At 44.6% G+C, this 26,064-nt stretch carries 18 protein-coding genes, 1 pseudogene and 1 riboswitch; of the genes and pseudogenes, 6 read left to right on the top strand and 13 right to left on the bottom strand.

Annotated features, from left to right (window positions below; translation table 11 throughout):
* Positions 1 to 191: 191 nt before the first annotated feature.
* Positions 192 to 3,281: an MMPL family transporter gene (locus P9687_RS03060; RefSeq protein ID WP_328228634.1), complete on the bottom strand. Its 3,090-nt coding sequence runs from the start codon at positions 3,279 to 3,281 to the stop codon at positions 192 to 194.
* Positions 3,278 to 3,808, bottom strand: a complete 531-nt coding sequence (locus P9687_RS03055; RefSeq protein WP_035190801.1) for a MarR family winged helix-turn-helix transcriptional regulator — start codon at positions 3,806 to 3,808, stop codon at positions 3,278 to 3,280. Before P9687_RS03055 ends, P9687_RS03060 begins: the two co-directional genes overlap by 4 nt.
* 573 nt (positions 3,809 to 4,381) lie before the next feature.
* Here P9687_RS03055 and P9687_RS03050 point away from each other — a divergent pair.
* Both P9687_RS03050 and P9687_RS03045 read left to right on the top strand, forming a co-directional pair.
* Positions 4,382 to 5,023 (top strand): TetR/AcrR family transcriptional regulator, encoded by a 642-nt coding sequence (locus P9687_RS03050; protein ID WP_104851270.1) that lies wholly within the window; start codon positions 4,382 to 4,384, stop codon positions 5,021 to 5,023.
* 30 nt (positions 5,024 to 5,053) lie between these two features.
* A complete protein-coding gene (locus P9687_RS03045) occupies positions 5,054 to 6,565 on the top strand; it encodes a DHA2 family efflux MFS transporter permease subunit (RefSeq protein WP_035190796.1) in 1,512 nt (503 codons plus the stop codon).
* Between the two features lie 53 nt (positions 6,566 to 6,618).
* Here the strand turns inward: P9687_RS03045 and gabP are convergent, their stop codons facing one another.
* The 3 genes from gabP to P9687_RS03030 form a co-directional block, all read right to left on the bottom strand.
* Entirely contained in the window at positions 6,619 to 8,010 is a 1,392-nt protein-coding gene (gene gabP / locus P9687_RS03040) for a GABA permease (RefSeq protein WP_026684375.1), read from the bottom strand.
* A 44-nt stretch (positions 8,011 to 8,054) separates the two neighbouring features.
* Complete coding sequence (locus P9687_RS03035) at positions 8,055 to 9,392, bottom strand: aspartate aminotransferase family protein (protein ID WP_017551599.1); 1,338 nt, start codon at positions 9,390 to 9,392, stop codon at positions 8,055 to 8,057.
* A gap of 1,555 nt (positions 9,393 to 10,947) precedes the next feature.
* Positions 10,948 to 11,412, bottom strand: a complete 465-nt coding sequence (locus tag P9687_RS03030; RefSeq protein WP_026684858.1) for a hypothetical protein — start codon at positions 11,410 to 11,412, stop codon at positions 10,948 to 10,950.
* Between the two features lie 600 nt (positions 11,413 to 12,012).
* Here P9687_RS03030 and P9687_RS03025 point away from each other — a divergent pair.
* Positions 12,013 to 13,449 carry an NCS1 family transporter gene (locus P9687_RS03025; protein WP_071451751.1) on the top strand — a complete coding sequence of 479 codons (1,437 nt, stop codon included), beginning with the start codon at positions 12,013 to 12,015 and terminating at the stop codon, positions 13,447 to 13,449.
* On the top strand, positions 13,439 to 14,836 hold the full coding sequence (gene allB, locus P9687_RS03020) for an allantoinase AllB (protein WP_104851268.1): 1,398 nt from the start codon (positions 13,439 to 13,441) through the stop codon (positions 14,834 to 14,836). Before P9687_RS03025 ends, allB begins: the two co-directional genes overlap by 11 nt.
* A gap of 440 nt (positions 14,837 to 15,276) precedes the next feature.
* Here the strand turns inward: allB and thiW are convergent, their stop codons facing one another.
* From thiW to P9687_RS02980, 8 genes and pseudogenes are all read right to left on the bottom strand, one after another.
* Entirely contained in the window at positions 15,277 to 15,795 is a 519-nt protein-coding gene (gene thiW / locus P9687_RS03015) for an energy coupling factor transporter S component ThiW (protein WP_029142551.1), read from the bottom strand.
* A 39-nt stretch (positions 15,796 to 15,834) separates the two neighbouring features.
* Positions 15,835 to 16,656: a thiaminase II gene (gene tenA / locus P9687_RS03010; RefSeq protein WP_061564872.1), complete on the bottom strand. Its 822-nt coding sequence runs from the start codon at positions 16,654 to 16,656 to the stop codon at positions 15,835 to 15,837.
* Positions 16,648 to 16,737: riboswitch (TPP riboswitch) on the bottom strand. It overlaps the preceding gene by 9 nt.
* Positions 16,738 to 16,868: 131 nt before the next feature.
* Positions 16,869 to 16,967, bottom strand: a pseudogene (locus P9687_RS03005) (helix-turn-helix domain-containing protein); the annotation flags it as partial.
* Between the two features lie 99 nt (positions 16,968 to 17,066).
* On the bottom strand, positions 17,067 to 17,960 hold the full coding sequence (locus tag P9687_RS03000) for an alpha/beta hydrolase (protein ID WP_061565495.1): 894 nt from the start codon (positions 17,958 to 17,960) through the stop codon (positions 17,067 to 17,069).
* A 304-nt stretch (positions 17,961 to 18,264) separates the two neighbouring features.
* Positions 18,265 to 18,495 carry a hypothetical protein gene (locus P9687_RS02995; RefSeq protein ID WP_231111524.1) on the bottom strand — a complete coding sequence of 77 codons (231 nt, stop codon included), beginning with the start codon at positions 18,493 to 18,495 and terminating at the stop codon, positions 18,265 to 18,267.
* 553 nt (positions 18,496 to 19,048) lie between these two features.
* A complete protein-coding gene (locus tag P9687_RS02990; RefSeq protein WP_035182296.1) occupies positions 19,049 to 19,825 on the bottom strand; it encodes a class I SAM-dependent methyltransferase in 777 nt (258 codons plus the stop codon).
* 323 nt (positions 19,826 to 20,148) lie between these two features.
* The gene (gene rlmD / locus P9687_RS02985; protein ID WP_081111672.1) at positions 20,149 to 21,540 is read right to left on the bottom strand and encodes a 23S rRNA (uracil(1939)-C(5))-methyltransferase RlmD; all 1,392 of its coding nucleotides are present in this window, start codon (positions 21,538 to 21,540) and stop codon (positions 20,149 to 20,151) included.
* Positions 21,541 to 21,913: 373 nt separating this feature from the next.
* A complete protein-coding gene (locus tag P9687_RS02980; RefSeq protein WP_061565493.1) occupies positions 21,914 to 22,240 on the bottom strand; it encodes an acyl carrier protein in 327 nt (108 codons plus the stop codon).
* A gap of 387 nt (positions 22,241 to 22,627) precedes the next feature.
* On the opposite strand from P9687_RS02980, the gene P9687_RS02975 reads away from it, so the two are divergent.
* On the top strand, positions 22,628 to 24,820 hold the full coding sequence (locus tag P9687_RS02975; RefSeq protein ID WP_328228632.1) for an alpha-galactosidase: 2,193 nt from the start codon (positions 22,628 to 22,630) through the stop codon (positions 24,818 to 24,820).
* A 219-nt stretch (positions 24,821 to 25,039) separates the two neighbouring features.
* The gene (locus tag P9687_RS02970) at positions 25,040 to 25,660 is read left to right on the top strand and encodes an RraA family protein (protein ID WP_104851266.1); all 621 of its coding nucleotides are present in this window, start codon (positions 25,040 to 25,042) and stop codon (positions 25,658 to 25,660) included.
* Positions 25,661 to 26,064: the final 404 nt, after the last annotated feature.

Here is a 26,064-nt window from a genome sequence, read left to right as displayed (position 1 = left end):
GTCTTCCCATTTTTTTCCACTCATTTGCCCCGTCGAGTAAAATTTTACACATACGTTGGCCTGTTTGCTCACTTACCATCTCTTTACCGTACTTTAGCTAAAAGGTTACCTGCTTCCTCCGCCTCGATCTAAAACCGTGCCAGCAAAAAAAGCAGCCCTTTCCCAATTTGGATAAGCGGCTGCTTTTTTCATTATCGCTTGGATGATTCTTTCTCCAGCTCCAAGTTTTCTTTCTTTTTGTCCGAAAATATTTTTTCCAAGGCTTCCGGCAAGGCGATCATGCCTGGCAGAAAGAATGGCAATAGGATGAAGCAAAGCACGACAAGGCCGGTAATGACGGCGATCGCCAATTCAGCCAGCAGCAGCATTCCTGAAGGCATCAGCGTGGCAAATGTGCCGCCTAAAATAACGACCGCGGAAATAATGACACCGCCTGTATGTCTCGAAGCGAGTATAATCGCTTCCCTCGGGTCAAGCTGCGGGTATTCCTTATAGCGCATCATCAGGAAAATGCTGTAATCTACACCAAGCGAGACGATGATGATAAAGGAAAAGAACGGCACAAACGAAGAAATGCCTTCATAGCCCAGCATGCCAAGAAAAATAGAGTTGATGACAAACATGGCTGTATAATAGGCACCGACAAGGGATGCCGTAATGAAAACCGGCGGCCAGAAAGACCGTATAACCAACAGAAGCACAAGCAGCACGCTGATGGTCACGATCACGGTTGATTTGGCAAGGTCCCTTGACAGAATATGGTTCATGTCGTTGGTCGTTGCACTCGTTCCGGCTGTCCCGCTGTCGGCTTTTGAAAGCACAGTTCCTTTCAGCCCGGTGACAACCGTTTTATTGATCTTATCAATGGTATCCAATGATTGATTTGAATAAGGATCGTTGCTCAACACGACAGTCAGTTTCGTCACTTTTCTGTCATCCGACATATACGTGTCCATTGCTTTTTTAAAATCTTTGTCGGCGAGCGCTTCTTTCGGAATATGGAATGTTTTTTCCGTTTTCAGCTGTGCCAGATAGTCATTTGTTTTGCCAAGGCCGTCTGAAATTTGCTTTAATCCGCGGTTAACATCCGACAACTTATCGCCGAACTGTTTAAAACCGCTAAGGCCGGAAGCGAGTTGCTGCTGGCCCGATTTCATCTGGCCCAGCCCCTTTGTCACATCGTTCATATTGGTTACTATTTTGCCGATGCCATCAGACGCCTGGCCAATCCCGCTTTCGGTTTTCTTGAGCCCGTCTGCCATTTGCGAAAGCCCGCCAGCCATCTTGGATAGATTGTCGTTCGCTGTCTTGAACCCGGATGTCGTCTTGTCGTAATTGCTGTTCAGCGTGTTGATCCCTTCCGGCGTGATTTGCTTGAGGGATGATGAGAGCTGGTTTGTCATTTGCTTCAGCGCCAAATAGTTCCGGTCGCTCTGCACACTTGGCGTACTTTGCCCGAGCGCCGTCACGAGCGTCTGCATTTGCGCAATCGCACTTTTTACACCGAGCAGTGCTTGTGCAGCCTGCTGATAATTTTTGCCCATTTCAGCATAGCCGGCCTGCATTTTCCCGTAATTTGCTGACAATGTGCTGACCCCGCTGCTCATTTGGGAAAGATTTTTTTCAATGGTAGCGATGCCGTTTGCCAGTGTTTCCGGCTGGCCGGACCCATTGCCAATGCCGTTTTGAATTTTTTCGAGCCCGGTGGTGAGAGCGGCCATTCCATTTTCAAGTTTGGCGGTTCCATCTACCATGTCGTTCACTTTCGAAAAATCGGCGGATCCGAGTTTCTCCTGGGCTGTCTTTAATCCAGCATTGATTTGGTCAACCCCGTCCTGCGTTTGCGACAAGCCGTCCGTTACCGTAATCATCTGCTTGTCGATGTAAAAGTCCTCCATTTTCTTTCCTTCAGGCCGCGTAACCGAAGAAACTTTCCCGACACCGTCTATTTTTTTCAGCCTTTGTGTAATATTGTCAATGACAGCCATGGATGCGTTGTTATCCATTGCTTTTCCGTTCTCAATCACAACCTCCGCAGGCATGGACTGCCCTTTCCCGAAATGTTCAGCAACAAGGTTGATCGCTTTGGAAGAAGGATATTTATTGCCAAGTTCTCCAACCGTATCAAAATTCAGCTTCTCCTGGTGAAAGATCAATGCTGGGGCAATGATCAAAAGAATGAGTGTGACTGTAATAATCGGATGTTTTACGGCGATGAAAGAAGCTTTTCCCCAGTACCGGTTCGGCTTATGCCCGCTTGCATTTTTCGACGGCCAGAACAGCTTTGTACCAAGGACTTTCATGATGAAAGGAGTTAGGGTTAAAATTTCAAGCAAAAGGATCGTTACCCCGATCACCACAACGACACCTGACCGATATATCGGCGATTCGGAAAATATAAGCGCCAGAAATGCGATAAAAACGGTCACAATACTATAGGCGATCGTTTTTCCCGCCGTCCGGTATGTGCGGACAATCGCTTCATCAATCGGGTTCCCGTGGGACAACTCTTCCCTGAACCGGTTAAAAAGCAGGATATTATAATCGGTTCCAATTCCAAATAAAATCAGCACAAGCAGCATCTGCGTCAAGCTTGTCACCGGAAATCCGGCTTTGTCGATAAGCTGGGCGGCAATCCCCATTGAACACAAATAGGAAAAAGCGACAGCCGCCAACGAGACGAGCGGGGTCACAACGGAGCGGAACACAATCACCAGCACAACGAGAATAAAAATGACCGTTAATGCTGCGCTCCGCTCCACACCGGCTTGGGAGGCCTTCAAATAGTCATTGTTAATAAAATCTTCCCCGCTCAAATAATAATCGACAGGCGAATGTTTCAGCCTGGCATCAAACTGTTTTTGGATGTCATCGATTTCTTTCCCTTTTTTATCCAGCTTGAAGCTGACCATAAGCGTGGTGCCGTCTTTTGATAAAAGGGAACTTTTCGCTTCCGGCGTATGGATCGGGTCAATCACATTGGAAATGCCGAGTTCGGATTTGCTTTCTCTAATTTTGTCTAAACAATCACCGATTTTTTCCATTTCGGCCTTTGAAATTTTATTTTTATCGTAAAAAACAATCAAATTGTTCGTGCCTTTGCCGGCATCGATCTTTTTTAACATTTTGTCTGCTACAACGGAAGGGCTTTTGCTCGAGGTTCCCTGCTGCCCCCGTTCCCGCAGGATGGCATTAACATCCGGCTGGATCGCTGTCAGCACAATCGTGGCAATGAGCCATACGGAAAAAATGATCCAACGGCCTTTCAGAATTTTTCTCACTTGTCGTTCTCCTTTTTCCTAGATTTGAAGCTTTCATTTTCGTCACGAAAAAAGAACACATCAAAAGATTCATATTTATGAAGGCCATCCCGCTCGATTTTTTTCTTCACAGCATTTACGAGCAGTTTGATGCCTTGTTCCACGATGTCCTGTTCATCCGGCTGCAACAGGTTCAATGCATCTACAAATGACTGGTTGATGATTCTTGATATGTTTTCACTCAGTTCGCCTTCCAGCTCTGATGACGGGGAGATCTCCACCGACCGTTTATCCGATGCGCTCGGGGTTTTCACAAGCAGCCCTTTTAACGTCAGCCGCTCCACGATATCCGAAACGGTGCTCTGCGTCATTTTCAAGTTCCGGGACAGCAATTTGATACTAACCCTTTTGCCCGTTAACACCTCCGCCAGCACCCTGACCTGGGGAACAGTTAAACCAAACTCCTCCGCTTCTCTTTGCAAACTTTTGATGATATAACGCTGCAAAAAATCAATTGAATCCCGAATAAATTCGGCTCTTTCACTCATATACTCCCCTCCCCTGCATATTTATCATTGAATCGCCTAATATACATCGTATCCGATATATCGTATACGATGTATATTAGGCGAAAACAGGATCATTGTCAATAAAATATCTGCTATATAAAATGAAGGAAAAATTCTGATGAGCGCCAAACCATTCATTGTATGATAGCTTACAGCAGGCAATATTTCGTTATACTTTAGGACGATTATTTTTGTAGGCAACAGAATAGCCATTTTCCGTTCATTTTATATAGTAAAAACCGGGACGGGCACCAGCCTGTGTTTCCATGATTGGAACTGCGACGGATTTCCCCGCCGATTCGCGACCGGTGAGACCTTATTTAAAACTATCCCAGTCTTTTGGTACGGTTGTCCTTATTTTTTCCCGGTAAGCTGTGGCGAAGAGACCGGTGCACTTTATTAAGAAATTTTTCCAGTGACACCGTGTCATCTTTTCATTGACATCCTAACACGGTGTCATATATAATCTTCATATTGTTTCTTTTATGACACGGTGTCATTTTCAGGACAGATCCCGTGCCGCAATTTTTCAAGATAGGAGAATATGCTGCCATGCCGAAGCCAACTTTTTTCCGGTTGCCGAAAGAAAAACAGGATACTTTGATTCAAGCTGCAAAAAAGGAATTTTCAAGAGCGCCGCTGCACGAATCCTCTGTCGCCAACATTGTAAAGGAGGCTTGCATTCCAAGAGGCAGCTTTTACCAATACTTTGAAGATAAGGAGGATTTGTTTTATTATTTGCTGCGTTTGCTCTCACGAAAAAGCAAAGAACAGTTTATTTCCACTCTCCAAAAAAAGGGCGGGGATTTATTTGCGGCTTTTACCGAGGTCTTTCAATTTGCCATTCAAGACATCCGAAACCAGGAAAATGCCAATTTTTTCAAAAATGCTTTTTCCAATATGAATTATAAAACCGAAAATACTTTGGCAGAAAATTTTTTTGAAGAGGATCTGAAAAAGCAGGATTTGGCTTTGCTCCGGTCCGTTAACACAAAAAAACTGAACATCAATGACGAACGGGAACTGCAGGATATGATCACGATTTTGGAAGCCGTCACCTTTCATAATCTTGTGCAAGCATTTGCCGGGGAATTAACGGCCGAAGAAGCACTCGATCATTATCTTGCCCAAATGGAACTGCTTAAAAAAGGATTGTACAGGGAACCTTCTCCGGCAATTTCAAGCGGGAAATAAAAACAACTTACAAAAGGGGAAAAAGATAATATGAATCCAGCAATACAACATAAAAAGCCGCCCTATCTCATGATCGGGGTTCTTTTTATCGGCGCTTTCGTTTCATTTCTCAATAACTCGCTGCTCAATGTAGCACTGCCTTCCATCATGGCAGATTTACACATCAAAGATTATTCCACCATTCAGTGGCTCGCAACTGGTTATATGCTAGTCAGCGGCGTGCTGGTTCCTGCATCTGCTTTTCTGCTGACCCGCTTTACAAACCGGCAGTTGTTTATTACGGCCATGTTGATCTTCACGTTAGGGACTGCGCTGGCAGCATTTGCCCCGAACTTCGGGCTGCTGCTGACAGGAAGGATGATCCAGGCTGCAGGATCTTCTGTCATGGGGCCATTGCTCATGAATATTATGCTGGTTAGTTTTCCGATTGAAAAACGCGGAACAGCCATGGGGGTCTTTGGCCTTGTCATGATTACAGCCCCGGCAATCGGCCCGACGTTATCCGGCTACATTGTCGAATACTTTGACTGGCGCTTTCTGTTTGAAATGATTTTGCCATTAGCCGTTATCAGTCTTGTTTTGGGGATCTGGAAAGCGGAAAACGTCATGGAGCAAAATAAAAAAGCAACGCTTGATTATCTCTCGGTCGTCTTATCTTCCATCGGGTTTGGTGGTTTGCTTTACGGATTCAGTTCTGCAAGTTCGGACGGCTGGACAGATCCGGTGGTTTTAACGGCACTGATTGCCGGCAGTGTGGCTTTAATCGCCTTCGTTATTCGGCAGTTTATGATGGATGAACCATTATTGGATTTGCGCGTGTATAAATATCCGATGTTTGCCCTTGCCTCTGTCATTGCCATTGTAAATGCGGCAGCCATGTTTTCCGGCATGATTTTAACACCTGCCTATGTGCAAAACGTACGGGGCATCTCTCCGCTTGACTCCGGCTTAATGATGCTGCCGGGCGCAATTGTCATGGGGATTATGTCGCCGATCACCGGAAAGCTGTTTGATCAGTTCGGTCCCCGCGTGCTGGCTGTCACGGGGCTTTCCATCACAGCTGTTTCCACCTATATGCTGGCGAATTTACAAATTGACTCGAGCTACACGTATATTATTCTTGTTTACACGCTCCGGATGTTCGGGATGTCGATGGTGATGATGCCGATTATGACGAACGGCTTGAATCAATTGCCTTCCCGGCTGAACCCGCACGGAACGGCGGTTAATAATACAGCACAGCAAGTTTCCGGGTCAATCGGAACAGCCGTTTTTGTCACGATCATGAATGCTGTCACAAAATCGAAAGCGGAAGACCTGATGTCCGGGATCAATCCGCTTCATTTTACAGCAGCTGATAAAGCCGCTTTAGGACAAAAAGCGTTGCTGGCCGGCATCCAATATTCCTTCTACGTCGCGCTCGCGATTAATATTGTCGTATTGATCATGTCCCTTTTTGTGAAACGGGCAGATACATTTAAACCAGGCGCCAAAAAGGAAAACAGAAAGAAAACCATGCAAACAAAACCGGCTGCAGATTAACAGCTGGAAAATGGGCACCGCCTTTTTAAAAGAGGCGGTGCTTTTTGCTGTGCTTAAGATTTTATACTTGAATCCTCACTATCCAGTGGCAGCACATTTGTTTTTTTAGGATGCAAAAGGAAATACGAGCCGACCACGAGAACGGCAATAAGCAAAGTCAGCAGTACTTGCGGACGCAATGAGTCGATAAAGATCATCGCGACTAAAACCGCAACAATGCCCAAAATGGTGACATAAGTTAAATACGGATACAGCCACATTTTCACCTTCAAGGCATCCGGGTTCGTTTTTTCCACCGTCCGACGCATGCGCAAATGGGAAAAGGCAATGACAAGGTAAACCAATAAAGCGATCCCGCCTGAACTGTTTACTAAAAACAAGAATACTTTATCGGGGGAAATATAATTAAAAATAACCCCGACATAAGCGAAAACCGTGCCGCACAAAACGGCATAAACCGGTACCCCGTTTTTATTTAACTTCAGAAAAATTTTCGGGGCATCGCCGGCTTTTGCCATCCCGTACAGCATCCGTGAATTTGTATATAAACCAGAATTCAAACAGGAAAGTACGGCGGTCAGCACAATGAAATTCATAATCTGAGCCGCTGCCGGAATGCCAACATGTTCAAGAACGGCGACGAACGGGCTCTTTAAAATATTCGCCGAGTTCCACGGAAGCAAGGTGGCTACAATCGCAATCGAACCGACATAAAAGATCAGAATTCGCCAAATGACACTGTTAGTAGCTGTTCTGACTGCCCTTTCCGGTTCGGAGGATTCCCCCGCCGCCACTGCCACAATTTCGGTCCCCATAAAAGAAAAGATGACAACCGTAATGCCCAATAAGACGCTACCAAAGCCATTCGGCATAAAACCGCCATTCCCTGTTAAGTTGGAAAGTCCTGGGGATTGGACGCCCGGAACGATGCCGAAAATAACGGAGAGGCCGAGCAGCAGGAATAAAACAATGGTGGCCACTTTAATGATTGAAAACCAATATTCGAATTCACCGTACGATTTAACGGAATATACATTTGTGAGCGTTAATAAAACGGTTAATATTAAACTTAAAAGCCACGATGGCATTTCCGGGAACCAGTATTGAATATTCGCTGCCCCCGCAGTTGCTTCAATCGCAATGACAATGACCCAAAAGAACCAGTACAGCCAGCCAATCGTGTATCCTGCCCAAGGGCCAATGGCTTCACGCGCATAGGTGGAAAACGAACCGCTTGTCGGGTTCACCGATGCCATTTCCCCCAGCATTCTCATAACAAAAATGACAAGTAAACCTGCCAAAGCATACGAAATGACTGCACCCGGGCCGGCCGAATGGATGACGGCGCCGCTTCCCATGAACAAGCCGGCGCCAATGACTCCTCCGATCGAAATCATCGTAATATGGCGAATTTTCAAGTCCTTCTTCAGTTGCTGATTCTCCAAACCCTCTCTCTCCTTTGAAGCGCATTTTCTAACAAGAAACGTTTTTACAATTGGGAGATGCTTTCTTTTAAAACTTGCACGATCGTGCGAAAGTCATCATCGGTTATGCTTAACGGCGGGGAAAGCTGCAATACATTGTTAAATCCAGCAACAGTATCACCGTTCTTGCCAATTAACAGGCCTTTTTCTTTGCAGGTGCTTATCACTTTATTCAGTTTTTCGACTGCAGCCGGTTCCTTTGTTTGTTTATTTTCCACCAGCTCAATGCCAATCAGCAATCCTTTTCCGCGGACATCCCCTACATTTGGATGATCCTTCAGGCTTATTAGCGCTTCTAGCAGCCGTTCACCCAGTATGCGGGAACGTTCAAACAACGCTTCATTTTCCATTAATTCCAAATTCTTTAAAGCCAGTGCACAGGCTGCAGGATTTCCTCCGAATGTGTTGACGTGGCGGAAACGGTCATAATCTTCACTGCCCGCATACGCCTCGTAAATTTCCCTTTTGACAGCAGTCGCTGATAGCGGGAGATAACCGCTCGTAATCCCTTTTGCCATTGTAATGATGTCCGGCTTCACGCCGTAGTGCATAAAACCAAATGCCTTTCCGGTCCGTCCGAATCCGCAGATCACTTCATCACAAATCAGAAGGGCACCGTGCTTTTCGCAAATCTCTTTCACCTTCGCCATATAACCATCAGGCGGCAGTAAAATCCCTCCGCCAGTAATGATCGGTTCCATAATAACACCGGCAATCGTTTCACTTAGCTCCCACGTCATTACACGGTCGATTTCCTTGGCACTTTCAAGCGTTTCCACGTCATCCGGATGCCGGTACGTGTCAGGAGGTGCAACATGAAGAAATCCCTGTCCAAGCGGTTCATACTTATACTTTCTTTGTGCCTGGCCTGTTGCCGCAAGCGCCCCCATCGTATTGCCGTGATACGCGCGATAACGGGAAATAAACTTGTACCGGTCCAGGTCCCCTCTTTGCCGGTGGTATTGGCGGGCAATTTTAAAAGCCGTCTCATTGGCTTCCGAACCGCTGTTAGAGAAGAAAATGACGTAATCCCCGCCAAGCCATTCGTTTAATTTTTCGGCCAGCTGAATGGCAGGCACGTGGCTTTGGGATAACGGATAGTACGGCATCTCAAGAAGCTGCTTGTATGCCGCTTCCGCCAATTCTTTCCGGCCGTAACCGGTATTCACACACCATAACCCGGCCATCCCGTCCAAATAGCGGTTACCCTCAATGTCCGTTACCCAAGCACCTTCCGCTTTTGTGATAATCAAATTGGGCTGCCCGGGACTTGCGGCTCCCCTCATGGCATGCCATAAATATTTTTCATCTGTTTCCTGTAACGTTTTTGTTTGCAAATGCATTCATCCTCCCATCCCCTTGATTAAGTTACACGCTGTCGTCTTTTTTGCGCGTAAAAACAGTGTGCATCCTTCCCCCCATTTCCCGGCCAAAAGCAGCTCAATGGCAATATTCCGACTGCCTTGCTGCTGGCGGGTATGGGCTTCCGTTCTTTTGACGGTGCCATGTTCGCCCTGGCATGGCATTCATCCTGAAAAATGTACTGGATGACTTTCATTCTTCTCTGCGAAACGGGCGCCTCCCCACTGCCACCCATATCGATTTTTCGCCATCTGCCATGCCATACCCCTGTTCGAAGTCATTTTTGTAAGCGGATTCAGTGAAGGGTTTGACAAATGATTCACCTATTCACATTACATTCCGACAGAGAACCATCCTCCAACCATAAAACTGAAGAAACCAGTAGCCAGAATTTTGGATATAAAAGGGGTCCCCATGCCCGGAAAATCACAACGGTTGGCTAAACAACACTATGCGCATATTATAGAATGAATTTTTTCTCTTTTCAATACCTTTTTTCTGACCACAGGCAGAAAAGATTTTATTGCAGCCGTGTCTGATCAAGATTGTAACCTATGATCGGGAAGATAACCACATAGAAAAGAGAAAACAGTTAACAGTTCGGAAAAAAATTAATTTTCCTTGGATTTTATGGAGGCGATTTCGAAAGGATGCTATAATAAAATTGCTCAAAGCTTGATCTGGGCATAGCATGAATGATGAATGGAGGTGTACGGCTTGAAAAGCTTTATTTTATCTAAAACGTTTGTCATTACTTATGTGATTGTCTTAGCCATATTTGGATTACAATTAATGAGGCCAGCTAAATTTATTAATTTTCTTGTCTTGTTCGTTGGATCTTTTTTCATCGCTGCAGGAATTTCATTTATCATAAATGCATTCCGGAAAAAAACATCTTAAAAAAGCTCCTATATAAATGAACAAAATATCGCGGCTCCGTTGCCTGCTGAATAAAGTAGGCCTCATGCAAATTGTTGCTCATGCTTGATGAAAAACTTAAGTTTATTTTATATAATAGGGGCTTTTTCTTAACACCGTTGTTTTCATTTTAAACATTCGCATGAGTAGGCACCATCAGCAACTCGGCTTTCTACATTAAAAGAAAGCTCTTTTCGCGGCTACAAGAAGAGCTTTCTTCCATTTTTAAATTTTTCATTTTAAGTGATTTGAAGCGTCCCACAGCATTTTTAGCAGTAAATCCGTTCATACGGATCCATTCATCCGCTTTAGTGTGTTTCCTTTTAAAATGGCAGCCATGGAGGTCCGGACCATTTACACTTATCTCATCTCTAAAATTCCCCAAACCAATTGGTTATTTATTTCCAGCAGGATTTGCATTTTTCTTTTTGAACAATTATAGCGGCTATCCCCCACTAAATCAAAGATCTAGAAAGGGACTGCGCTGCTATTAATTGTTCAATTTTGATTACTTATTCGTAACGAAAAGTAACTAGAGTTTGCCGGACGAATCAGCTTTTGGCCTGTTCTGACTCGTCCAGCAAGCTCGTCCAGATTATTGCTTTTAACCTTTTTTATTTAATACTCGCCTTTTATGACAAAAAATGATCCCCGTATGGTGCCGGCCAGTTTTGACTTTTGTCTGGCAAATTTAAATTTCCCTTCTAATTCCTTTGGTACTTCCATCCCCTCAGAAAGTTTAAAACCAACCGCCCGCTTCTTCGGATCATCTATGGAATACATTACATTGACAACGAGGCCATCCTCGTAAAAGACGTAAGCAAATTGGATATTTTCCACTTGAAAACGCGAAGTTTCCAATGGCTTGGCTGCAAATTCAATGCCGCGTTCTTCTTTCAAAATCCTATTCACATATTCTAGGGTCTCTCCGCTTTCTGCAGCTGGCAAAACAGTAAATACGTGTTTGTATTTATTCATAAAATAACGTGCCTCATTCGCACGCAAACCAGCTAGTGCCTTCGCAACAGGTGAAGACTCCAGACCAACATCAGACACATTTTTGAAATCAACGATATAGGACATGCGCAACGCTCCTTTTCCTAAATGGATTTGATGTAAACACAACAATATATAAAACCTATTTTATACTTAACCGCTTACAATATTTGTCCTCGCTCACCAGAAATGATCACTAATATTTTTGGGCTCTCACCTAGCATTTCTATTATAGCAAAATTGGTAGCACTGAATGGGGAAATTGCTGAGGCGAGTTTTCGGTGCAAAACATCCATACAAATCCGGCCGTGACCATTTTTGCTAAAAAATCCTGGTTGAATCATGTGCAGAATCTGCTGTTTTTACATTTCCTACAGCAGCGATTATTTGGATAAAGGATGTCTCCTCAAACCCAAGCTTTTGTTTTCCCCAAGAAAAAATCTTTCAGGTCTCCCTCCTATTCATGTTAAGTTACCTTACATAAAAAACAAGGAAAACACCAACATTGGTTCTACTTTATCTATTTTGAATAATAAATAGATCAAGAATTGTGCAAAATCACTAATGAAAAATCGTTTATCCTTTGCTATATTAAAAATACAGATGACATTATATGTGATATTAAATGACATCAAAAGAAACATCCCAAATTCACTACCGTAAATTTATTGAAAAGGAGCTGAAGCAATGGCTACTCAATTGGAAAGTGGTTTTTCGCAACTACAGAAGCAGGCCCGTATGGATCCCTCCCTGATCCCGAAAACAGATGCAGACAGAACAGTTGGCCCTTTGAATTATATTTTTATGTGGATTGGGGACGGCGTCAATATTGGAAACATTACGCTTGGCGCAAGCCTGATGGTGGCCGGGATGGCGATATTAAACATTTACCAAACTGTTGCTGCGGCATTGATCGCCATCAGTATTATTTCAACCATCTTTTCATTGAACGACAGATTAGGCTACAAAACAGGCATTCCGTACGTTGTCCAGCTGAGAATGTCCTTCGGCGTAAAAGGTTCGATATTCACATCGCTTTGCCGCGGGATACCTGCCATTGTTTGGTACGGATACCAAAGCTGGATTGGCGGCACGGCTTTAAATGAAATGGCCAAAATTGCAACGGGCGGAGCTTTTGACAATGCAGCTATTTGCTTTATCGTGCTCCAACTGTTTCAAATTGCGCTCTCCCTCTATGGCTTTCATGCGATTAAGTGGGTGGAGGCCCTGACTTCAGTCGTGATTTTAGCTGCACTTTTCTATGTGTTCAGCATTCTTCTCACATCCCATAGCGCCACGATTGCAAACAAATGGGTGCATGCAAAAGGAACGTGGGGGCTGCCATTCTTTGCTTTTATCATGACGTTTATGGGCAATTATGCCGCCATCTTTTTAAGTGCAGCGGATTATTCAAGAGAATTGAAAGCCGGGATCAGCCATACAAAAAGAAGGTTATTGTATTTTATTCCGATCTTTATCGCATACGGGTTTGCTTTAACGATGGGGGCCATGCTTGCTTCTGCTACCGGTATTACAAATCCTGTAAAGGCCTTTTCGGTGGTGGTCGATAATCCTTATATTACATTTTTCGTGTCTGCGTTTATCGTGATCGGGACCGTTTCAGTGAATATGGTTGCCAATATTATTCCGCCAACTTACGTCATTACATTGCTTACGAAATTAAAATTTAAGTATGCTGTCACCATTACAGGGCTGCTTGCTTTTGCATCTTTTCCATGGGTGCTTGTCCGGGATTCTTCAGCAAAGGGGCTCGACATTTTCATTCTGGCTTACTCGGCGTTTTTAGGTCCGATTGTAGCCATTCTATTGATTGAGTACTACATCTTCCGAAAACAAAAGGTAAATATCGCCGACTTGTACGCGGAAGCCGGGCCTTATTCCGGCTATAACCCTGCGGCTGTCATTTCATTAGTAATTGGCGCGGCTGCCGCACTTGCAAAAGTGGAACTGGCATGGATCATCGGCTTTGTTGCGGCTGGTTTAGCCTATATCATTCTGTCAAAATACGCATTTCCATTTTCAAAATTTAAAAAGGATACAATTTTTCAAAACAACGTCGTTCTCGAACCAAATCACAGGGAGGGGATTCACAATGAAATATGATACGCTCATAAAAAATGGAAAAGTTGTTTTTAGAAACAGCGTTAAAATCGCTGATCTTGCCATCCAAAATGGAAAAATTGCTGGAATTGCGGATAAAATCGAGGAAACGGCAGAACAAGTTTATGATGCTTCAGGCCAATATGTGATGCCGGGAATGGTCGACATCCATGTGCATATGTGTGAACCGGGGCGGACGGAATGGGAAGGGTTTGAAACCGGAACAAAGGCGCTTGCCGCCGGGGGAACGACAACGTATGTAGATATGCCTTTAAATGCGCTGCCTGCCACGACAACAAAAGATGCTTTAGAAAAAAAGCTTGCCGCTGCCGCCGGAAAAAACTATGTGGACTACGCCTTTTACGGCGGATTAGTGCCCGGTAATCTCGATCACTTAAAAGAACTTTCCGATTGCGGCGTGGTCGCTTATAAGTGTTTTATGGCCAGCTGCGGAACCGATTTGCCGGGAGACTTTAAAAATGTAGATGATTACACGCTTTATGCGGGGATGAAAAAATTAGCCGAGCTTGGCCATATTTTATTGATTCATGTAGAGAATGCCGCCATTACCGATGGGTTAGCAGAGGAGATGATTAAACAAGGGAAAACAAGCCCGGCTGATTATGTTGCAACACGGCCGATATTTACTGAAGTGGATGCCATCAAGCGGGCGCTGTATTTTGCGAAACAAACCGGGTGCAAACTGCATTTTGTCCATGTCAGCAGTGCGGAAGGAGTGGAAGAAATTACGAAAGCGCGGAACGAAGGACAGGATGTCACCCTTGAGTCGTGCCCACATTATTTTACAATCACAACAGCCCAATTTGTGGAAATCGGCCCGCTTGCAAAATGTTCCCCGCCTTTACGCAGCGAAGCGGAGCAGGAAAAACTTTGGGAAGGATTGAAACAAGGAAAAATCGATATGCTGACATCCGACCATTCCCCTTGCCCGCCTGTAATGAAGGACAGCGAAACCGGTAATATTTTTGAGGTATGGGGCGGCATAACCGGGTGCCAGAATAATGTCGATTTGATGTTCGATGAGGCTGTCAAAAAGCGCAATATTCCCATTACGCAATTTACGCGCATGATTGCAACCAACCCTGCCGAACGTTTTGGCTTAAAATCGAAAGGGGAAATTGCGCTCGCAAAAGATGCGGATCTTCTCTTTCTCGATCCCGACCGGCCATACACGGTAAGTGCGGAAGACCTCTATTACCGCCATAAGCACAGCCCGTATATCGGCAGAAAAATTGATTGCCGGGTTACGAAAACTTTTGTAAGAGGACAGCTCGTATTTGATCTGGATGGCGGCGGTATCACAGGTGAGCCGGTTGGCAAATGGATCCGGCCAGCGAAGGTCCCAGACTATGCCGGAGTGCCGTCATAATGCCAACAGCATCAGGCTCTGTTTTCAAGAGCCTGTTGTTGCTGGCACAGATTTTGGGACAGGAATAAAAATAACACAAGACAGCTTGCTGTTTTCAAGAGCCTGGTTTTGCTGGCATAAATTTTGGCCGGTTATCAATAGCTGGCATCCTGTATGTGCCGTGGCAATGCCTTCAATTCTCCGTGGTGCTTCACTCAAATGTAAATGTAAGAGGAAGCTCGTATTCAATCTGGATAGCGGCTGTATACAGGCGAGCCGGTTGGCAAATGGATCCGGCCAGCGAAGGTTTCAGACTATGCCGGAGTGCCGTCATAATGCAAGCAAAATCAGGCTCTGTTTTCAAGAGCCTGATTTTACTGGCATGGATTTTGACCGGTTATCAATGGCTGGCAACCTGTATGCACCATGGCAAATGCCTTCAATCCTCCGTGGTGCTTCACTCAAAGCTTACGGTTGCTTACGGTATGATTGATCATTCTGTCCCACCCTTTATTTTTTTGTAAAACTTTTATCAAAACATAGCCAAAAATGGCCCCTGCAAAAGAGCTTAAAAAGAAGGCAGGGATAAATCCGAAAAGCGTTGACGCTTGGCCGAGCAGAAAAACAGCAATGGGATAACAGGCCAGGGCACCGAGAATGCCTGTCCCCATGACCTCCCCAACAAAGGCAAAAATGAGCTTATTCGTCTTCGCGTACAGATAAGCTGCCAAAAACGCGCCGATCATGCTTCCCGGAAAGGCAAAAATACTCCCTGTCCCAAGCAAGTTACGTAAAAGCGAGGATATAAAGGCTTGTGCAACCGCATAACCGGGGCCGAGTAAAACAGCCGAGAGTATGTTGGCAAAATGCTGTACCGGAAAAATTTTTGCAAAACCAACCGGGATATAAATCAAGCTGCTGGATGCAGTTGTGATAGCTGCAATAACTGCAGTTGCTGTTATTTTTTGTGTTTTTCTCATTAGAACCAACCTTCCCTCCTTTTTAGTTGCGAATGAAAATCAGACCGGCCAGTCTTGTTTTTTATCGTTCATATCCCAAAATAAATATTCATACTTTGAGGCCATTTGAAAATGGCGTTCTAAGGCCATCAGTTCCGTTTCTGATTTTCCGCTTGCCAGTTGGTCCATTAAGTCAATTAACCACTGCGTTCCGGAGCCGAACGTTTCTGAAGAATAGGTTTCGATCCATTTCTTGTAAGGATTGGCCTCCAATGTGTCTCGATGATTTACTTTTAGCAGTTTCCCAATTTCCCAATAATCCCAGGCACACGGCAACAAGCAGGCAACAAGTTCAGCCAAGCCTCCATTGGCGGCCACTTGTAGCATGTAACTCGTGTAAGCAAGGTTGGCCGGCGTTGGTTGAGTTGCTTCTAAATCCGTGCGTGTAATGCCAAACTCGGCAGCGTATTGGCGGTGTAGTTCCATCTCAAAATGCAACGATTCATGGAGCACCGCAGCAAATCTCGTCATAATGTCCAGGTTACCCGCTTTCACAACACCCATGGCAAACAGTTTTGCGTACTCAACTAAATATACGTAATCCTGCTTTAAATAATAGATAAATTTATCTCTTTCTAAAGTTCCGTTCCCCAGTCCCACGACAAAAGGATGGTTATGGTTTTTCTCCCAAATCGGCTGGACATTTTGATATAGCCTTTCTGTAAAAGATCGTTTCAACAATGATTCCTCCTTGTTTACCGGGAAAACGATTACGGTTTGCAGGCTGGTTTCTCCCTTTGCCCTAAGCAGCTTCAAAATAAAAAACCCGCCCTCCATCGGAAAGCGGGTGTATAAATTACAAATCATCAGGTGTAATTTCATTACCTACTTCCCTACGCTAGTACGAACTAGATCAGGTTCTAAGGGTACTTCTCAGCCAATCCGGCGCCCCTAGTAGACGATTGTGAATATTCATTTTCATTAATTTTACCATATCATAGTCCCGAATTTTGTGCAACAGCAAAATTATTGCCCGTCTTTTAAGTTTTTGTTAAATATGAAAAAAAGCACAGGATGTTACCTCAAATGCCGCCCGTACCACGCTTCAGTTCCCGAGATACGGTATTTTTTTTACAGCCAACCACATCAGCGATTACTTGCATGGATTTTCCTTCTGCACGAAGGGTGGCAATCTACTCCATGGATAAACCTCCGTATTGATTGCGTTTTTATCGCAAACGGTTTATCATGTTTTTTTTCATTTATTTAGCTTGTTGCATTTGATTATCCAACTAGCCTTTTGTAATTTTATCAAAAAAGTCTATATAATCTACTATTGCATTTTCAAAATAATCACCTAAATAAATATTGAAATGTCCACAATCGTACGCTTTAATCGTTGCTTTCTTGGAGCGTTTTGCACACTTTATGGTTGCCCAAGCAGGTGCTAATGTATCTTTCCGACAAACCGCATAAAATATCGGTATTTCTATATTTTTAGTGTATCTACTAGGTGAACATTTAAAAAATTCTAAAACTGTTCTTGCAGGGGCTTTATTCACAAACTTTAAATTTTCAGGCATCAACTTAAAAACCTCTTTGTAATCAGGAACAGCCATCATCGCTACTTTCCCATGCGCATCCACCAATTTAATCATGACCGGATGATACCCGGTAATAGAAGATAAAACGTCGGCTATGACAAAGGGGAATATTTTTAGGGCAGATAGCGGTGAGACCGTTTTCATTGTAGCTAAATTGTTTGTATATGGGCACTGTGCCACGGTTGCAAGAATATCTATTCGATGAGCTGATAGGGTTATAACGTGTCCCCCACTAAACGAACTTCCAAACAGGAGTATTTTACTATCATCAATCCTATCATTCTTTTTGATGAAATCAATGGCAGAGTTCCAATCTGCAAGTTGTTCTTTTACATTTATCCGTTGTCTTTTATTTCCGTCACTTGCTCCATGGTTACGATAATCAAATAAAAAGCAGGCATACCCGGCAGCAGCAAACCTTTCAGCATATGCGTCCAACCGCATTTCACGCACTCCACCCAAGCCATGAGCCATTACAATTACCGGGCATCTTTTATCTACATTGGGTAGATATAGCCACGCGCTACACCTTGTTCCATTTGAATAAAAGTCAATATCTTCTCGTCGAAATTGATTGTTCATTTTTCTCCCTTCTCCCGCTTCAGGCGAGCACAAACATTGCACGAAATAGAATTGACATATACGTATAAAAATGGCTCCACAGTGAACTACTCCCACTTCGACGGGTCACTCGAAGTAGGGGCTTCTCGACTTATCGTTACTTTTACGAGCTAACGAAAGCTGACCAAGCGATCCTTTTTGTTCCAAGCGTTTATGTTTCATACTAACCCCAATAAGCATATGCCTTCTTGTTTGTATCCCCGAATATTGCTCAATTCGTCCAGCGCAGTTTGTGACCAAAATACACGATACTCTTTGTCCACGCTTAAGACCCCTTGAAACATCTCCGAAGATACTTAAGCCCCTGTTCTTTGCTGTAAATGCGTCCGTTTCGCCGATCTTCGCGACTCTTTTGAACCTGACGAACAACTTCTTCATCTTTTGCCAGATATTCAACTTCCTTTTCGTTTAGTGCTTGTTCTCCCCGCTTGAAGGTTAAAAATTCAATAAAATCATACACTTCAAGGACATCTTGTTCAGGAATTTGATCAATCATCCGCTTTAATTCTTCACGGCTCACTCTCAAAACGTTTCACCGCCTTGTGGTTTATTTTCTCATTATATTTTTTAAATGCAAACACACTCCACATGGCTCAGGTGCTGTGAGATATCAGGACGTCCTATCCGTTAAGCAGAATCTGGGTTAGCCATGAGACATCTTTTAAAACGATACTCAATCAATAGCGTTTGCTGCGACATTGAAGGGTATTGATTCTGGCCCGGCCTTAAAATAGCAGTACCGGCCACTTTCCCTAATTTGCCGCGTTTCGGCACTGTCCAGGAAATGGCCGAAATTGGTTAAAAATACTTCAATTTCAGGACTTATATTTTCGGAAATCTATTTTATCAATGTCTTTATAATTGTTATGATCTGCTCTATAACTATTCATAGAGGAAGCCTCATAAACACATAAATATTGTTCAGGATTTAGTAAATAAAATTGAACATCCCCCTTTTGATGCATTTCCGGATCTTCTAATTTTACGCCTGCAAAATTGGGGAAAGTGGGTAGTTGTTCTTACCCGTTGCCCTGCAGGCGGTCAATCAGCTAAATAGTTGCCTTCCATATTGTCCACCGGTCTTTTTCAACGATGTTATTTTCCTTTGTCACCTTTTTCTGGACATAATCGGTCAGCAAACTTAGTTCTTGATCATCCAGTTCATACAAAATGCTTCTTCCTGTTCTTTCACTTATGTCTTTTAATAATTGCGCTTTATTTTCGTGCACCTTTCTTGTTTCCCATAATTTAACTTCTTCAATTTTTTTGAACCCTGCTTCTTGCAAAGCCTCGATGACCGTTTGGCTGCTATGCCTGCGTTTTATTTCCTCATCAATTAATTTTGGAAATAACTCAAATAAATACCCTCTGATGTTTGTGTTATCTCCTTCTAATAAGCAATCATCGGGTGTGCGATCTTGAATAATAAAAACCCCGCCATCCTTTAACAGTCTGTGTGCTTCTTTAAAACAAGCATGCAAATCCCAAAGATGGTGTATTAACGCTCTTTCAATCACCAATTGAAAGCTTTGACTTTCTAAGCCTGTATCATAAGCGTTTCCGAGTTGAAAGGAGATATTTTTATAGTCTTTACAATTTTCCTTCGCTCCTTCAAGAATCGGTTCCGAAAAATCGATGCCTATAACAGTTTGAACGCCCATATCTGCCAGGGCTTTCGAATAAATCCCTCCTCCGCACCCGATATCTAAAGCGTTTGATATATGCTCGACAGTTAGCAGACTTTTCATCATGTCAATCCAGGAACGATCCGCAACACGGGTTGTATAAGTCAATCGATTTTGCTTACTGTGAAAATCAATTCCCATTTCTTATCCCTCATCTCTATTGAAAAATCATATTACTCTAAAAACTGAACTTAGTTTTTTACATTAAGACCAAGTCATCCATTTTACATCCTAATTGCTTTTGCAACCGGTAACAAAATAGCAATGTTTCGCTCATTCTCTCCAGCTTTATTTTATTATACCTCATTGGAAAGAAAAATTCGGAAAATTTTATTACAAATCATAAATATTCATTATAGTCCCGGTAATAAGCCGGCTATTGGAGATTTTTGATTTTGAATAAAAAATCGCCCTGATTTTGGAAAGGTGATTTTCACAAAATCAGGGCTTTGTATCGTTGCTGTTTACACATCTAAAACCAAATGCGCCACGCACTCCACATGCACCGTATGCGGGAACAGGTCCACCGGCTGGACGGCAGTCAGTTTGTAGCCAAACGGTTCGAGTTCTTTTATATCCGTTGCAAATGTGTCCGGGTTGCAGGAGACATAGACAATGCGCGCAGGTTTTGCCCGGCCGATTTTGCGCATCACTTTGCCGCCGGCGCCGGAACGCGGTGGGTCGAGAAGCAACAGTTCCGGGTTGCCGAAGCTTTCCAGCACTTCATCAATCCCTTTGCGTGCGTCTTTGGCAAGGAAATATGTGTTTGAAATGCCATTGTCTTTTGCATTCCGTTTTGCCGATTCGATCGAGGATTCAACAATTTCAATGCCGGCAAGTTCCCTGACACGGTCCGCAAACGGCAGCGAGAATGTGCCGACGCCGCAGAACAGGTCAATCATTTTTTCCGCTTTCTCCGGCCGGCCCATTTCAAGCGCAAGATCGACGAGTTTCTGTGCCTGTACTGGGTTGGTTTGGAAAAATGTATCGAACCATATCCGGTAACGGTAACCACCCATTTCATCGTAAATAAAATCACGTCCGGAGAGGACATGTGTTTTTTCCGCCTGTGTCCGGTCTGCCCAGTCGGTATTTTCGAGCCAGAGCAGGCTTTTTACTTGCGGGAAGTTGCCGGTGATCCGCTCTGCCAAATCGCGGGCCGCTTCAGCTAGTTCCCCATCCGGCGCTTCGGTTGCAAACAGGGCGAGCATCATTTCCCCTGTTGCAAAAGACTGGCGCACCATTAAGTGGCGTAAGAGGCCTTCGTGCGCATCTTTGTCATAGCCTTTTAAGCCATGCTCTTTTACCCACGCGGCCACTTCCATCGCGCCATCCACCATTTCTTTTCCGGCAATCAGGCACGTTTCAAGTGGAATCACTTTCCGGAAATTCCCTTGCTCATGCAGGCCGAGCGATCCATCTGGAGCAAATGTAAATTCCATTTTATTGCGGTAATGCCAAGGATTGTCCATGCCGATCGTATCACGGACAAGCGCCGGGTCAAAGCCTTGTGTGGCAATGGCTTCTTTTACATGGGCAGTTTTTTGTTTTAACTGGCCCTCGTATGCCCAGTGCTGCCAGACACAGCCACCGCAACGGTCAAAGTGCGGGCACATGGGCGCCACCCTTTCCGGATGGGCTTTCAGAATTTCATCCGGCAGCGCCTTTCTTCTTCTTTTCTCCGGCTGGTCCACGGTGACGCGTACTTTTTCCCCCGGAAGCGTACGCGGAATGGTCAGTTTTAATTTTTTCGCGTTACCAAGTTCATTTTCACGCCAGACAACCGCCTGCCCGGAACCCTTTGCATCAAGGCCGCGGATTTCTGTCACCAATGATTCCCCTTGCAAAATGGCCAATCCAATCACTCCTTCCATCGAAAAACAAATATCTTGAACACGTTTAAAGTGTAAAATTTTCGATTCAAAAAAACGGGCGTTTCACTGCCTTGTAATAGTATAATGGAAAAAAAGCGGTTTGCAAATGTGCATCGCGCCGTTGCAAGCCATCCCGTAAATAGAGCTTGCTGGGCGAATCCGATTTTGTACCCAATTGATCAGCAAATGCTGTCTCAATATATAGAAGAAACTATCTGCAAAATGCAGGATTCTGTCTTCTAGTACGATGAAACAGCTTGCGAGTGCAAACTTTTCTCTAGATTTTTATAAACCAAATCTATAAATTTTGCTTATTCAGCAACCCATAAGCAAAACAAAGCCCGTGAATCTCGAGTTATCCACGGGCCTTGTTTTGCTTTCTGATTTCCAGTATTTTTGGCAGCTTGATCGCCAGATGTTCACGACATTTTCGCTGTTTTTCATATATATAGTCTGTTGCCTTTTCAATGGAAACGAGCTTATTGATTTCATCTTCATCTATATCGAGATCAAATTCATCCGATAACTCCACAGCCAGCTCTGAAAGGTCAATCCAGTCCGCACCGAGATCATCGACAAAAAGGGTGTCGTCCTTTATTTCCGAAGGGTCATCATCGAAATCATTCAACACAATGTCGCGCACTCTTTCCCGGATATTTTCTTTTGAAATGGTTTCCCGCATCATCATCAGCTCCATTGTGTAAATGTTAACAAATTGTTTCTCATCTACTTTTAATAATAGTCATTTTACAACGCCAGCACAAGAATGCAATACCTGACGCTAACTTTTTTATGCCAAATTTTTCCGTGGACCTCTGCAGCATTCCTTGGATGCGAATGCGCCCGGGACAGCTACTCTACAAATCAAGTGACAAGGACGGATACAAACACTAAAATGGTCGTATAGTGTAAGCGGATTCTTTCGGTAAAGGAGATGCACCATTCCTTTACCCATTAGAATTTTCTCTAACCGTATTATCATATTGAACAAAACTGAGGATGCCTCGGCCATTCCAACTGAAGCAGGAAAACGAAAACCTCTGCACTTACGAAACGAGGAGGAAGATGGATGATTAGTTTTGAGGAACAAACGAAAACTTTCCATTTGCAAAATGATGAAGTGAGTTACCTTTTACAAGTGGATGCATTCGGCTACGTGGAACATCTGTATTGGGGAAAACCGGTGAGGGCCTATCACGGAGGGCGCGCCTATCCGCGCATTGGCCGCAGTTTTTCCCCGAACCCGCCCGGTGCAAAAGACCGCAAATTTTCGCTTGATACGGTACTGCAGGAATTCCCGGGTTACGGCAACGGCGATTTCCGTGAGCCGGCACATATTATCCGACATGCGGACGGGTCAACGGTCACGGACTTCCGCTACCGGGCGTATGACATTTTAAAGGGCAAGCCGGCGCTTCCCGGGCTTCCCGCTACTTTTGCCAATCAAAATGAAGCCGAAACGTTGAAAATCATGTTGGAAGACAAGCTTACAGGCCTTCAATTAACGCTTTTATATACCATCTTTCGCGATTTTCCGGCGATTTCCCGCGCGGCTGTGCTGACAAACGGCGGAAACAAACCTGTTCGAATTGAACGCTTGATGAGCCTGAATGTCGATTTCCCAGCCGGAAATTTTGAGCTTTTGCATCTCCCCGGCGCCCATAAACGCGAACGGCAAATAGCAAGAGAAACCGTAACAGACGGCATCAAGCGGATAGACAACAAGCGCGGCGCCAGCAGCCACCAGGAAAATCCGTTTTTGGCGCTTGTCCAGCCTGAAACAACGGAATTCCAAGGTGAAGCATATGTAGTGAACCTCGTTTACAGCGGCAATTTTGCCGGAATGGTGCAGCAGGACCAGTTCGGCCAGGTACGCTTTGGAATCGGGCTGAATGATTTCGGGTTCAGCTGGGCGTTGGAGCCGGGTGACACTTTTTATTCCCCTGAAGCGGTGATGGTATACAGCAGAGACGGGCTGAACGGGATGTCGCAAACGTTTCACACGCTCTACCGCCGCCACCTTTTGCGCGGCAAGCATAAAGATGCGGAACGCCCTGTATTGATCAATAACTGGGAAGCGACCTATTTCCGATTTCATGATGAAAAACTGCTTGAACTCGCCGACGAGGCGCAAAAGCTCGGCATTGAGCTATTTGTACTGGATGACGGCTGGTTCGGCCACCGGGACAATGACCGCAGTTCTTTAGGGGACTGGTATGAATACGCCGAAAAAATAAAGATGGGGCTCAAAAACCTGGCAGAAGAAATCCATAAACGCGGGATGCAATTCGGCCTCTGGTTTGAACCGGAAATGGTTTCGCGGGACAGCGACCTTTTCCGTGAACATCCGGACTGGGCACTGCAAATTCCGGGCCGCGGGCTTTCTGAAGGGCGCTCCCAATATGTGCTCGATTTTAGCCGTAGGGATGTACGCGAAAATATTTTCCGGCAGATGACAGACATTCTGGATCATGTCCATGTTGATTACATCAAATGGGATATGAACCGCCATATGACAGAAGTCCATTCCGCCCTGCTGGAGCCGGAAAACCAGGGAGAAACCGCCCACCGCTATATGCTCGGGCTGTATGACTTTTTAGAAAAGTTGACATCGCGTTATCCTGATATTTTGTTTGAAAGCTGTTCCGGCGGTGGCGGGCGTTTTGATCCGGGCATGCTGTATTATATGCCGCAAACGTGGACGAGCGATAATACCGATGCGGCCGACCGTTTGAAAATCCAGTATGGCACAAGCCTCGCCTACCCACCGGTTACGATGGGCGCGCATGTCTCGGCCGTTCCGAACCACCAAACCGGCCGGGTTACGCCGTTATCGACGCGCGGTGACGTGGCAATGGGCGGCAATTTCGGCTATGAGTTGGATTTGACAAAATGCACGGAAGATGAAAAAGCAGTGATCCGGGAACAGGTTGCATTTTACAAAGCACACCGGCAATTGTTCCAGTTTGGCCGGTTCTACCGCCTGATAAGCCCGTTTGAAGGCAACAGCGCCGCCTGGCAATTTGTCTCACCGGACCGCAACCATACCATTGCCTATTTTTTCAACGTACTGTCTGAAGCAGCCGGCCAGTTGAAAATATTAAAACTGGCAGGCCTTGACCCGGACAAAAACTACCGGCATATTGAAACAGGCAAAATCTACGGCGGCGACGAACTGATGAACATTGGGCTATATTTGCCATTGTTTAACAAACAGGACTTTGCAAGTTACAAGGCGGAGTTTGAGGTGGTGTACGAGTAAAAATACCTCCCCTCTGCCCGGGCAGAAGACACTGAAAAACGGTGAGACACTATGAATGGCGCGGTGTCTTGCCGTTTTCTCTTGGACTTTTTCAGCGGCTTTTCTCCTCTCCTCTATTCATTTTTGTTATGAATGAATATAACAATTTTTTATTTTCATTTTTTTCTCTATTTCAGTATAGTATACATAAAACCAGTCTTAAAGAAAGAGGGTTCAACTATGGATGCATTTGTAGACGCATTCCGTTCTATTCCTACCACATGTATATCAGATGCTATGGATGGCTTGAATAACTTGCACCCGCGGATTAAGCCATTGAAATCTTCCTATTTTCTCTGCGGCAAAGCTTTTACTGTTAAAATGCCGGTGGGTGACAATTTAGCCGTCCTAAAAGCCATCAGACATGCACAACCTGGCGATGTTCTTGTCGTGGATGCAAAGGGGGATGAGTACAGAGCCATTGCTGGCGACTTTGTGGTCGGGATGGCAAAAACTTTAGGCATAAGCGGGATCGTTGTGGACGGCGTCATTCGCGATATAGATGGCGTTAAAAAACTGAACTATCCTGTTTTTTGCAGAGGCACAACTGTGGCCGCTAGCGGAAAAAGCGGTGTTGGCGAAATAAACGTCCCCATTTCCTGCGGGGGAGTAGCCGTACATCCCGGGGACATTATCGTGGGTGATGCGGACGGAGTTGTTGTGGTCCCGGCAGAAAAAGGAGAAAAGATATTGCAAAAAGCACAGGAAAAAATGAAAAAAGACCAGCTTAGGGAAGAATCCGTCTCCGAAAACAAAGAAGAGATCATCAAGTACTTAGACTCCATGATCTCAAAATCATAAGCTGCCTGTCTCTAGCACTATTGGGTTGTTGAACCACAGGAGATGCTCCCTGCCGGAAAAAGCAGCCGCCATGCAAATGGATGTGTGGCTTTGAAATTAAATTCACTTTATTCTATAAAACAGGGAAACATTGTTATTTTGCCACCGGCTGCAAACACCATGCAGATGGATAAGTGGCTTTAAAGTTAAGTTCACTTTATTCTATAAAACGGGCGATACATTGTTATTTTGCTACCGGCTGCAAACACATGCAAATGGATGCGTGGCTTTGAAGTTAAGTTCACTTTCTTCGTTAAACCGAGCGAATCATTGTTTTTTCGCTGTCGGCTGCAAACACATGAAAATGGATGCGTAGTTTTGAAGTTAAGTTCACCTTCTTCGTTAAACCGAGCGAATCATTGTTT

It is taken from the genome of Weizmannia sp. CD-2023 (genome assembly GCF_036225245.1).
In the GTDB taxonomy this organism is placed as follows: domain Bacteria; phylum Bacillota; class Bacilli; order Bacillales; family Bacillaceae_C; genus Weizmannia; species Weizmannia faecalis.
This window is presented reverse-complemented; position numbering and strand designations above follow the sequence as displayed.